At 70.0% G+C, this 11,539-nt stretch carries 9 protein-coding genes; 1 reads left to right on the forward strand and 8 read right to left on the reverse strand.

Annotated elements, in window-relative coordinates; translation table 11 throughout:
- Nucleotides 1–84: 84 nt before the first annotated feature.
- Together ABT288_RS25480 and pta are read right to left on the reverse strand one after the other, a co-directional pair.
- A complete protein-coding gene (locus ABT288_RS25480; RefSeq protein WP_351611960.1) occupies nucleotides 85–1,305 on the reverse strand; it encodes an acetate kinase in 1,221 nt (406 codons plus the stop codon).
- Nucleotides 1,306–1,327: 22 nt separating this feature from the next.
- Nucleotides 1,328–3,403, reverse strand: a complete 2,076-nt coding sequence (pta, locus tag ABT288_RS25485) for a phosphate acetyltransferase (protein WP_351611963.1) — start codon at nucleotides 3,401–3,403, stop codon at nucleotides 1,328–1,330.
- 192 nt (nucleotides 3,404–3,595) lie between these two features.
- Here pta and ABT288_RS25490 point away from each other — a divergent pair, with 192 nt between their 5' ends.
- On the forward strand, nucleotides 3,596–4,621 hold the full coding sequence (locus ABT288_RS25490) for an ATP-dependent 6-phosphofructokinase (RefSeq protein ID WP_351611966.1): 1,026 nt from the start codon (nucleotides 3,596–3,598) through the stop codon (nucleotides 4,619–4,621).
- On the opposite strand, the gene ABT288_RS25495 is transcribed toward ABT288_RS25490, so the two are convergent.
- The 6 genes from ABT288_RS25495 to ABT288_RS25520 form a co-directional block, all read right to left on the reverse strand.
- Nucleotides 4,618–5,328, reverse strand: a complete 711-nt coding sequence (locus ABT288_RS25495; RefSeq protein ID WP_351611968.1) for an XRE family transcriptional regulator — start codon at nucleotides 5,326–5,328, stop codon at nucleotides 4,618–4,620. The two genes, ABT288_RS25490 and ABT288_RS25495, sit on opposite strands and share 4 nt — an antisense overlap.
- Nucleotides 5,329–5,447: 119 nt before the next feature.
- A complete protein-coding gene (locus ABT288_RS25500) occupies nucleotides 5,448–6,275 on the reverse strand; it encodes a carbohydrate ABC transporter permease (RefSeq protein ID WP_351611971.1) in 828 nt (275 codons plus the stop codon).
- Nucleotides 6,276–6,282: 7 nt separating this feature from the next.
- A complete protein-coding gene (locus ABT288_RS25505; protein WP_351611973.1) occupies nucleotides 6,283–7,146 on the reverse strand; it encodes a carbohydrate ABC transporter permease in 864 nt (287 codons plus the stop codon).
- Nucleotides 7,143–8,516, reverse strand: coding sequence for an extracellular solute-binding protein (locus tag ABT288_RS25510; RefSeq protein ID WP_351611976.1), 1,374 nt, complete (start codon nucleotides 8,514–8,516; stop codon nucleotides 7,143–7,145). Before ABT288_RS25510 ends, ABT288_RS25505 begins: the two co-directional genes overlap by 4 nt.
- 67 nt (nucleotides 8,517–8,583) lie before the next feature.
- Nucleotides 8,584–10,710 carry a tetratricopeptide repeat protein gene (locus ABT288_RS25515; protein WP_351612031.1) on the reverse strand — a complete coding sequence of 709 codons (2,127 nt, stop codon included), beginning with the start codon at nucleotides 10,708–10,710 and terminating at the stop codon, nucleotides 8,584–8,586.
- Nucleotides 10,664–11,506, reverse strand: a complete 843-nt coding sequence (locus ABT288_RS25520) for a 5'-methylthioadenosine/S-adenosylhomocysteine nucleosidase family protein (protein WP_351611979.1) — start codon at nucleotides 11,504–11,506, stop codon at nucleotides 10,664–10,666. The genes ABT288_RS25515 and ABT288_RS25520 overlap by 47 nt, the downstream gene beginning before the upstream one ends.
- Nucleotides 11,507–11,539: the final 33 nt, after the last annotated feature.

Below are 11,539 nucleotides of genomic sequence, written 5' to 3' on the forward strand. Positions count from 1 at the left end.
GCGATCCTATCGGTTTGTTTCGCTACGGAATATTCCGTCTGGCGGAAGATACAAATGAGTGCCGCACCGCTCAGGTGCTGCTATTCAGTTGTTCTTTCCGACCAGTGCGTAGGTCTGCGTCGCGATCTCCAGTTCTTCATCCGTCGGAACCACGGCGACTGCGACACGCGCACCCTTCGGCGAGATGATCCTGGCCCGGTCCGCTCGCACGGCGTTCAGCTCCGGGTCGACCGCCAGGCCCAGGGACTCCAGGCCCGTGATCGCCGCCGCCCGCACGGGCGCCGCGTTCTCGCCGACCCCCGCCGTGAACGCGACGGCGTCCACCTCCCCGAGCACGGCGTAATAGGCGCCGATGTACTTCTTGAGCCGGTGAATGTAAATGTCGAACGCGAGAGCGGCCGCTTCGTCACCCTCGTCGATCCGGCGGCGGATCTCCCGCATGTCGTTGTCCCCGCACAGACCGAACAGGCCGCTCCTCTTGTTGAGAAGAGTGTCGATCTCGTCCATGGACATTTCGCCAACCCGGGCCAAATGGAAGATGACGGCCGGATCCACATCACCGGAGCGCGTACCCATCACCAGCCCCTCCAAAGGAGTGAGCCCCATGGAGGTGTCCACGCACCGGCCCCCGGCCACCGCGGACGCCGAGGCGCCGTTGCCCAGGTGCAGCACGATGACGTTGACCTCGGACGGGTCCTTGCCCAGCAGCCGCGCGGTCTCCCGGGAGACGTAGGCGTGCGAGGTGCCGTGGAAGCCGTAGCGGCGGATGCGGTGCCGGTCGGCGATCTTCGGGTCGATCGCGTAGCGCGCCGCCGACTCCGGCATCGTCGTGTGGAACGCGGTGTCGAAGACGGCGACCTGGGGCAGGTCGGGGCGCAGCCCCCGGGCGGTGCGGATGCCGGTCAGGTTGGCCGGGTTGTGCAGCGGGGCGACCGGGATCAGCCGCTCGATCTCGCTGAGCACCTCGTCGTCGATGACGGTCGGCTCGGTGAAGAACATGCCGCCGTGCACCACCCGGTGCCCGATCGCGGCCAGCTCCGGCGAGTCCAGGCCCAGGCCGTCCCGGCTCAGCTCCTCGGCGACCGCCTTGAGGGCGGCGTCGTGGTCGGCGATCGGCCCGGTGTGCTCGCGGGTGTCGCCGGTGGTGAGGCAGGTGTGCTTGAACCGGGAGGTCTGCTCGCCGATGCGCTCCACCAGACCGACGGCGAGCCGGCCGGCGTCGCGCATGTCGAGCAGCTGGTACTTCACCGACGAGGAGCCGGAGTTGAGGACGAGGACGCGAGTCGCCGCGCGGGTTGCTGTCACGGTGATTGTGGGCTCTCTGTGGTCAGTTGGCGGGCGTCTGGGCCTGGATCGCCGTGATGGCGACGGTGTTGACGATGTCCTGGACGAGCGCGCCCCGGGACAGGTCGTTGACCGGCTTGCGCAGACCCTGCAGGACCGGTCCGACGGCGATCGCGCCGGCCGAACGCTGCACGGCCTTGTAGGTGTTGTTGCCGGTGTTGAGGTCGGGGAAGATCAGCACACTGGCCTGCCCGGCGACCTCGGAGCCGGGCAGCTTGGTCGCGGCGACGGACGGCTCCACGGCCGCGTCGTACTGGATCGGGCCCTCGATCTTCAGGTCGGGCCGCCGGCTGCGCGCCAGCTCGGTCGCCTCGCGCACCTTCTCGACGTCGGCGCCCGAACCGGAGGTGCCGGTGGAGTACGACAGCATCGCGATCCTCGGCTCCACGCCGAACCGCGCGGCCGTACCGGCGGACTGGATGGCGATGTCCGCGAGCTGCTCGGCGTTCGGGTCCGGGTTGACCGCGCAGTCGCCGTAGACCAGTACCTTGTCGGCGAGGCACATGAAGAAGACGGACGAGACGATCGAGGAGTCCGGCCTCGTCTTGATGATCTCGAAGGCCGGCCGGATGGTGGCCGCCGTGGAGTGCACCGACCCGGAGACCATGCCGTCGGCCAGGCCCTCCTGGACCATCAGGGTGCCGAAGTAGTTGACGTCCGAGACGACGTCGTAGGCCAGCTCGACGGTCACGCCCCTGTGGGCCCGGAGCTGGGCGTACTTCTCGGCGAAGGCGTCGCGCAACTCGGAGGTGGCCGGGTCGATCAGCTGGGTGTCGCCGAGGTCCACCCCGAGGTCGGCGGCCTTCTTGCGGATCTGGTCCTCAGGCCCGAGCAGGGTGAGGTCGCAGACCCCGCGGCGCAGCAGCACCTCGGCCGCGTGCAGGACCCGCTCCTCGGTGCCCTCCGGCAGCACGACCCGGCGCCTGTCGGAGCGGGCCTGCTCGAGCAGCTTGTGCTCGAACATCATCGGGGTGACCCGGTCGCTGCTGGGGGCGCTCACGCGCGCGGCCAGCTCGGCGGTGTCGGCGTACCGCTCGAACAGGCCCAGCGCCCGCTCCGCCTTGCGCGGGGTGGCCGCGTTCAGCTTGCCCTCCAGGGAGAACAGCCGCTCGGCGGTGGGGAAGCTGTTGCCGGTCACGGAGAGGACCGGGGTGCCGGGGGCGAGGCGGGCGGCGAGGGTGAGGATCTCCTCGCTCGGCACCTCGTTCAGGGTGAGCAGCACGCCGGCTATCGGCGGGGTGCCGGCGCTGTGCGCGGCCAGCGAGCCGACGACCAGGTCGGCGCGGTCGCCCGGGGTCATGACCAGGCAGCCCGGGGTCAGGGCGCCGAGCAGGTTGGGCAGCATGGCGCCGCCGAAGACGAAGCCGAGGACGTCCCGGGCGAGCCCGGAGTCGTCGCCGAGCAGCACCTTGGCGTCGAGGACCTGCGCGATCTGGGAGACGGTCGGCGCGGACAGCGCGGGCTCGTCGGGGACGACGTAACAGGGCACCGGCAGCCGGTTCGCGAGCCGCTCGGCGATCTCGTCGCGGTCCTCGCGGGCCACCCGGTTGGTGACCATCGCCAGCACGTCGCAGCCCAGGCCGTCGTACGCCCGGTAGGCGTTGCGGGTCTCGGCGAGCACGGACTCGGTGGTCTGCCCGCGGCCGCCGACCACCGGGATCACGGAGGCACCGAACTCGTTGGCGAGGCGGGCGTTCAGGGACAGCTCGTCCGGGAGCTGGGTGCCGGCGAAGTCGGTGCCGAGGACAAGGACGACGTCGTAGTCACGCGCGACCAGGTGGAAGCGGTCGACCAGCGCGGAGACCAGCTCGTCGGTGCCCTGCTCGGCCTGGAGCGCGGACGCCTCGTGGTAGTCCATGCCGTAGACCGTCGCCGGGTCCTGCGAGAGGCGGTACCGCGCCCGCAGCAGCTCGAACAGCCGGTCGGGGCCGTCGTGCACGAGCGGACGGAACACGCCCACCCGGTCGACCTGCCGGGTCAGGAGCTCCATGACCCCCAGCTCCACGACCTGGCGGCCGTCACCGCGGTCGATCCCGGTCACGTACACGCTGCGCGTCACGCGTCCACTCCGTTCCTCGTGTTGCAGGACTTGTACGGCGGCATAAAAATCGCCCACCAAGGTGAGCAGAACCCTCTTGACAATACCTCTGTCGCCGGATAAGGCGCCCGTCAAGTGGCTCAGTGCCCCGGCGGACGTGGAACAATCGACTCTGGCTCACCGGCACCGACAGCGAGCAGGAGACACAGCACGATGCGCATCGGAGTTCTCACCGCAGGCGGCGACTGCCCCGGCCTGAACGCCGTGATCCGGTCGGTCGTGCACCGGGCGGTTGCGCAGTACGGCGACGAGGTCATCGGCTTCGAGGACGGCTACCGGGGTCTGCTCGACCGGCACTACCGCAGCCTCGACCTGGACGCGGTCGGCGGCATCCTGGCCCGCGGCGGCACCATCCTCGGCTCCTCCCGGCTGGAGCGCGACCGGCTGCGCGAGGCCTGCGACAAGGCCACCGACATGGTCGAGGAGTTCGGCATCGACGCGCTGATCCCGATCGGCGGCGAGGGCACGCTGACCGCGGCCCGCATGCTGTCCGACGCGGGCCTCCCGGTCGTCGGCGTCCCCAAGACGATCGACAACGACATCTCCTCCACCGACCGCACCTTCGGCTTCGACACCGCCGTCGGCGTCGCCACCGAGGCGATGGACCGGCTGAAGACCACCGCCGAGTCCCACCAGCGCGTGATGGTCGTCGAGGTCATGGGCCGGCACGCCGGCTGGATCGCCCTGGAGTCCGGCATGGCCGCCGGCGCCCACGGCATCTGCCTGCCCGAGCGCCCCTTCGATCCCGCCCACCTGGTCAAGATGGTCGAGGAGCGCTTCGCCCGCGGCAAGAAGTTCGCCGTCATCTGCGTCGCCGAGGGCGCCCACCCCGCCGAGGGCACCATGGACTACGGCAAGGGCGAGATCGACCAGTACGGCCACGAGCGCTTCCAGGGCATCGGCACCGCGCTGGCGTACGAGCTGGAGCGGCGCCTCGGCAAGGAGGCCAAGCCGGTCATCCTCGGCCACGTGCAGCGCGGCGGCGTGCCCACCGCCTACGACCGCGTCCTCGCCACCCGCTTCGGCTGGCACGCCGTCGAGGCCGCGCACCGCGGCGAGTTCGGCAAGATGACCGCACTGCGCGGCACCGACATCGTGATGGTGCCGCTCGCGGAGGCGGTCACCGAGCTGAAGACGGTGCCGAAGGACCGCATGGACGAGGCCGAGTCGGTCTTCTAGGCGGACCTGTCGGTCCCCTGGGCGGTCCTGTCGTCCACGCCCTCCCAGAAGTTCTCCACGATCCGGTCGAGGAACTCCCGGCCGGACTCGCTGGCGCTCGTGCTGCCGCCGCCCCAGCTCAGGGTGGCGGCCATGTGCCCCTGGTAGTCCTCGTAGAGCTGCTGCAGCACCCCTTCGAGGACACCCGTGTCCAGGGGCACGAGCTTGCGCACCGGTCGCACATAGGCCTGCCAGCGCGTGGTCACCGCGCTGTGCAGCAGGTCGGCGAGCTTCGCCTGGCGGCCGGTGACGGCGACGAAGTCGGGCAGGGCCAGATCCAGCGCCCGGGCGAGCGCGGCCGACTGCCGCTCGTTGCCCCGCCACTGCCCGCTGTCCTCCATGCGCAGATAGGTGCGCAGGTCCATGTCGACGGCCCGGGCGAGGTCCTCGGGTGCGACGGCGCGGGAAATGCGATGCTCGCGCAGGGTCTGCGGCCGGCCGAGGAGTTCGCCCGGGGAACACCACAGCACGCCTGCCAGCGCGGTGAGTTCCGGGTGGCTGGGGGCCACGGAGCCGCGTTCCCAGGCGATCACCAGATCGGGTGTCACATAGGGCAGGCCGTACGAGGCCCGCATGCCGTAGGCGACGTGCTCGGGGCCCATACCGAGCGCGGCGCGCAGCCGGCGGGCCGCCGGGGCGTTGAAGGGGGGAGCTGAGGGTTGGCGCACCCAGCACAAGCTAGGGGCGCCGTGACGGCATGGCTACGGTCCGTTCGGACAGGATCACGGATTGTCGGAACGTACAGTTCCGGCCGTTCGGTATGTAACGGACGGACCACCCTTACGCCTCATCCCTTGACCGCCCCGCCCAGTGCGAAACCGCCGCCCAGGCGCCGCGCGACCAGGACGTACAGAAGGATCACCGGCGTCGAGTAGATGACGGAGAACGCGGCGAGCTGGCCGTAGGCCACCATGCCCCGGTTGCCGAAGAAGTCGTTGATGCTGACCGAGGCCGGCATCTGGTCCGGGGTGAGCAGCAGCATGAAGGGGACGAAGAAGTTCCCCCACATCATCACGAACGAGAACACCGTGACGACGGCGAGCCCCGGCCCCATCAGCGGCAGCACGATCCGGACCAGCGACTGCAGCGAGGACGCCCCGTCGGTCCAGGCCGCCTCCTCCAGCTCCCTCGGCACCCCGTCCATGAAGTTCTTCATGATCCAGATGGCGAAGGGGAGTTGGGAGGCGGCGAAGAACAGGATCGTGCCCTGCAGCGTGTCGATCAGGTTCACCCGGACGAACAGCGCGTACACCGGCACCATGATCGCGGTAATCGGCAGGCTCGTCGCGAACAGGATCGACAGCAGGAACGGCCGGTTGAGTCGGGAGCGGAAGCGGGAGAGCGGGTACGCGGCGAGGGCGGCGCATGCGACCGTCAGCGCGGTGGCGCCGCCGCACAGGATCAGGCTGTTGAGCAGCGGGGTGTAGGTGATGTCCGGGGTCAGGATCGCGTCGAAGTTGCCGAAGGTGAACCCGTCCGGGGCCTTCACCCTGAGGTCCGCGTGGGGATCCACGGACGACAGCACCACCCAGGCGAGGGGCAGCGCGAAGGCGACGGCCACGACCAGGAGCGAGACATCGGCGGCGAGCCGCCGCGAGGTGCGCCTGCGGGGCATTCCGTGCTCACACCTCCGTCCGCAGCAGCCGCAGATGGACGACCGAGAAGAGGGACCCGACGAGCAGCAGAAGCAGGGCGACCGCGGTGCCGTACCCGATCATGCTGTTCTGGAAGGCCTGTTCGTACATGAACAGCGGCAGGGTCTGGCTCTTGTTGCCGGGGCCGCCCCGGGTCATCACCCAGATCAGCCCGAAGACGGACAGCGTCTGCAGGGTGTTGAGCATCAGGTTGGTGCCGATGGACCGCCGGATCATCGGCAGGGTGATGTGCCACATCCGCCGCCATCCGCCAGCGCCGTCCACCTCGGCGGCCTCCGTGATCTCGGCGGGTATCTCGTCCAGCGCGGCGGAGTAGACGAGCATCGAGAACGCCGTACCGCGCCAGACGTTGGCGAAGGACACGGCGAGGATCGGCAGCGTGAACAGCCAGTTCTGGCGCGGCAGATGAAGCCAGTCCAGGATGGCGTTCAAGGTCCCCTCCCGCCGGAAGAAGGCGTACAGCAGGAAACCGGCGACGACTTCCGGCAGCACCCAGGCCGTGACGACGACCCCGCCGGTGAGGGTCCGCACGGGCTTGCTGGCCCGCCTCATCAGCGCGGCCAGAGCGAGCCCCAGGGTGTTCTGGCCGACCAGCGAGGACAGCACGGTGAAGACGAGGGTCAGCCATACGGCGTTCAGGAACTCGCTGTCCTGGAAAGCCCGGCGGAAGTTGTCGAACCCGACGAAGGAGGCGTGCGCCTGCCCCGTCAGCTGGAGGTCGGTGAAGGCGATGTAGACGCAGTAGGCGATGGGCCCGGCGAGGAAGAGCAGGATGAGGACGACAGCGGGGGTGAGCGGGAGTGCCCGGTTGAACCGGTGTCGGGGGTTCACCTCTGGACCACTTGGCCGCCGGTGACGTCCTTGAGGGAGGAGTCGTAGCTGGTTGCGGCCTTCTCCGCGGACGTATCACCGGTCGTGACGCTCTCCATCGCCTCCTGGATGGCGGTCGACACCTTCGGGTACGCGGGATAGGCGGGCCGGTAGTGGGTCGTGGCGACGAGATCGGTGAAGAACCTGATGCCGGGCTGGGCGGTGGCGTACGAGGGATCGGCGGCGACGTCCTTCCGCACCGAGATCCCCGAGTTGGCGATGTACCACTTCTTGGCGTTCGCCTCGGTCTGCATCGTCCTGATGAAGTCGAAGGCGAGGTCGGGGTGGCCGGCCTTCGCCGGGATCGCCCAGGTCCAGCCGCCGGACATGCTCACCTTGCCGGGCGCCTGACCGTGCTGGGTGGGCATGTACGCCAGCCCCAACTGCCTGGACCAGTCGGGCCATGCACGCCCGCTGCCCGGGAGCCAGGTCTGCGGCAGCCAGGAGCCGTCCAGGTCGATGCCGAGCTTGCCCTGGGGGAGCAGCTCGCCCACGACGGTGGTGGCGAAGTTGGGATCGAGGGCGTCGGAGACGTCGGGGCCGAGCTTCTCCTTGTAGACGGTCTCGACGAACTTGAGCGAGTCCGTGAATCCCCGGCTCCCGGCGATCCACTTCTTGCTGCCGCTGTCGTACAGGGGATCGGTCCTGCCGTCGCCCGTGCCGTAGAGCAGCATCTCCATGGTCTGCATGGTGGATCGCTCGCCGGCGGGCTTGCCGGTGTAGACGTTGAGCGGGGTGACGCCGGGGACCTTCTGCTTGATGGTGCGGGCGGCGGCGAGGATGTCGTCCCAGTTCCTCGGCTGCCAGTTCAGCGGCAGCCCGGCCCGCTTGAAGATCCGCTTGTCGAACCACAGTCCGCGGGTGTCGGTCCCGTCCGGAACGCCGTACGTCTTCCCGTCCTGGCCCCTCGCGGCCGCCTTCGCGGTGTCGATGAACTGACCCCAGTCGGCCCACTTGGCGAGATACGGATCCAGGGGTTCGAGGTACCCGCTGGTGATGTCGGAGTTGATGAGGAAGGTGTCCTCGTAGACGAGGTCCGGCGCGGTCCTCGGCGACCGCAGCATCTGCTGCAGCTTGGTGTAGTAGTCGGCGTCCGGGGCCTTGATGGGCACGAACTCGACCTTCTTCCCCGGGTACTTCCTCTCGAAGTCCTTCTTGATCCCGGCGAGGTAGGTGTCCATCACCTTCACAGAGTTGTCCGTGGACTGCTTGTAGGACACCTTGAGCGTGTTCGGACCGCTTCCCGAGCCGTTGCCGCACGCGGTGAGGGCGGTGGCGGCGAGAGCGGCGGTGAGGAGGGCGGAGAGGGCGGCGGTGGGGCGCACGGGCATGACCTCCTGAGGGCGCACTGCTGAGTGGCCAGGTGGTTGCCGTGTGAAGGTAAGAGGAGTGGTCTAGTCAGGTCAATGAGTGTGCGCGGGATTGGCAGTCGGCGGCGTCCTTGGGGGCCTTGGCCCGGGTGAACGCTTCGGCCGCCTCCAGATAGCTGGTGCGGGCCTGCTCCCACCGGAGTGCGCGCTGCTGGGCCATGGCCAGGTTCTGCAGCGTCTGCCCGGCGCGGTACCAGTCCTCGATGTCCTTGAGGAGCGCCGCCGCGTCGGCATAGGCCTGCCTGGCGTCGGCCGGCCGCTGTCCCCTCTCCAGCGCGTGGCCCAGGTTGTTGAGGGCCATGCCCTCGCCGTGGAGGTCATGCGCTTCGCGGGACAGGGCGAGGGCGCGGGTGTGCGCGGCGATGGCGTCGTCTCCCCGTCGTGTCGACAGCAGTACGACGCCGAGGTTGTTCCAGCAGGCGGCTTCTCGACGCCGGTCCCCGACGTCCCGGCACAGATCGCGGGCGTGCTCGAGTGCCTCGATCGCCTCGGCCGTACGGTCGCCCTGCTGCAGCGCGATGCCCAAGTTGTTCCACGCGAGCGCCTCGCGGCGACGGTTTCCGATCTCGCTGAAGAGCGCGCGGGCGCGGCCGTGGGCCTCGATCGCCTCCGGTATGCGATCGACCTCTCGGTACGCGTTTCCGAGGCTGTCCCAGGCGGTGCCCTCGCTGTGCGGGTCCGCGGTCTGCCGTGCGGTTTCCAGAGCGATGTGCGAGACATTGATCCATTCGTCGAAATAGCGGCGCAGGTTCAGATAGGCCGACAGGGCCTCGGCCAGCTCCACCGCACGGCGGGCGTGCCGCTGTTCCCGTGCCCACCCGACGGCTTCAACCAGTCCGGTCCGCTCGGCGTCCAGCCATGCCAGTGCCGCCGCTCTGTCGGTGAACCGCTGCGGTTCCGGTTGTCCCGGCAGCCATCGAAGGCGGTCGTCGGCCGCCGTCACACCGGCGTGGAAGAAGCTCAGCAGCCGCGCACGCGCCGCCTCGCCTTCCTCCCGCAGAGCGGGCTCCGCCGCGTCCATGCCGGCGACGAAGGCACGCACAAGGTCGTGGAGCCGCCACCGCGGACCGGAAGCCGACGGAACGCCTGTGACCAGCCCGGCTGCCTCCAGGTCCTCCAGGAGCTTCGTGGCGGTGTCCCGTTCGTTGCCGGTGAGCGCGGCAACCGATTCCCCGCTCACGTCCGCACCGGGGGCGAGGGCGAGCAGCCGCAGGGCGCCGGCCTGCTCGGGCCGCAGACGCCGGTACGACGCCTGCAGAACGGGACGTACGGCCAGCGGGCGAAGATACTGATCCGGGCCTTCGGTGCCGTCGTCCAGGGCGCGGGTCGGATCCACGGCGCCCTTGATCTCGGCCGCCAGGGAGGCGATGTCGCGATGGCGGCGGTGGCACAGCGTCGCAGCGGCGATGTGCAGGGCGAGCGGCAGGTGGCCGCACAGGGCCACGAGTTCACGCAGTGCGACGGGCTCCCGCCCGGGACGGTCGTCCTGTGGGTCGGTGATGTGCAGAGCGTTGGTCACCAGCGCTGCCGACTCGTCCTCGTGCAGCGGCTCCAGGCCTATCGTCCTGAGGCGCAGGGAGCGCGGCCGGTCCCGTGTCGTGATCAGAACCGCGTGGGAACCGGACTTCGGGACGAGGGGCACGAGCTGCAGCGGGGTCGAGGCGTTGTCGAGGACGAGCAGCGTACGGGCCTGGCGCTGGGCCAGGTGCGCCTGGTACCGGCTCAGCAGCAGGGGCGACGACCCGTCCCACTGCTCCGTCATCGGCAGGTCGGCGCCGCGGGCACCGAGCGCGTCGAGGAGCGGGAGAACGGCCTGCTCCGGTGTGAGCGGCGTGTCGTCGTAACCGCGTAGATCGATGAAGTGCGCCCCGCCCGGAAACCAGCCACGCGAGCATGCCTCGTGCGCGGCCTCCAGCGTCAGGGCCGTCTTGCCGATGCCGCCCATGCCGGTGACGGCGACGTGGGCCGGAGGCCGCGAGTTCGTGTCGTCGGGTGTGGGCGCGAGACCTCCGAGTATCGCGTCCAGAACCGCGACCCGGCCGGTGAAGCCGACGGGGCGGGCCGGGAGGGTGGCGTCGGGGTGCGGGAACGGGCCGTGGGCGCCGGCGTCACCGCTCTCCGGTCTGCTTCCCGATGACGCCCGCGTGGAAGACAGCGCCGCGGAAGTCGATGTGGTCGCCGCCGTACCGTCCTTGGGGACCCTCCTCGGAGTCGCCGGAACCGCCGCCCCGCGGCCGGTACTTGCGTAGCACCGCCACGGCCACGTCCGCCGCCTGCGTGGCCGCCCGCTCCTGCGAGCCGCTCCCGTCGGCCGAGGCCTTGCCCGCGTCGGCGTGGTCGCTGATGCCCCGGACGACGAGGGCCTGCCGGCCCTCCAGATGGGCCGCATGCGCCGCTCCCGCGCCCTCCGTCTCGAACGCGGCGGCGTCGTTGTAGTGCTCCCGGACATGCCGGGCGAGCTCGGACCCGGCGTCGGCGAGGACGACGTCCGCCGTGGCGATCGGCTTGAAGTGCGCCCGCACGCCGGGCAGGTCCCGCACCGCGGCACGTGCCGCCGAGAGCAGACTGTGGGAGCCGTACCAGGCCTCGGGGCGGATCAGCAGCCCCTCCGGTGTCTGCTTGCCGCCGTGGATGCCGTACACCTTCGTGCCCACCACTACGTCGCCGAGCCCGATGTCCTCCTTGAGGCCGCCCGCCACACCGACGAACAGGACAGCCTCGGGGCGCAGCCAGCCGATGAGCGACGCGGTGAGCGCGGCGGTGTTCCTGGCGCCCTCGCCCAGCTCGGCGGCGGCCACCTGCCAGGGAGTGCCGGGCAGCTGCCCCACTTCCACGATGGTTCCGTTGTCGGGGTGGGTCCGGTCCTCCCGTTCCTCGATGTGTGCGCGCACGGCGGTGTACTCCAGCGCGAGTGCGGTCAGGACCAGAACAGTGGGCTTCGTCTCCGGCACACCCTTAAGGTAATGCCCGGGGAAGGGGAGGGC

Source organism: Streptomyces sp. NPDC001093 (genome assembly GCF_040298985.1).
Taxonomy (GTDB): domain Bacteria; phylum Actinomycetota; class Actinomycetes; order Streptomycetales; family Streptomycetaceae; genus Streptomyces.

Bases quoted from the DNA above. Each gene is read 5' to 3' on its own strand.
- ABT288_RS25490 (WP_351611966.1), top strand. From the start codon at position 3,596: ATGCGCATCGGAGTTCTCACCGCAGGCGGCGACTGCCCCGGCCTGAAC.
- ABT288_RS25500 (WP_351611971.1), bottom strand. From the start codon at position 6,275: ATGCCCCGCAGGCGCACCTCGCGGCGGCTCGCCGCCGATGTCTCGCTC.
- ABT288_RS25510 (WP_351611976.1), bottom strand. From the start codon at position 8,516: ATGCCCGTGCGCCCCACCGCCGCCCTCTCCGCCCTCCTCACCGCCGCT.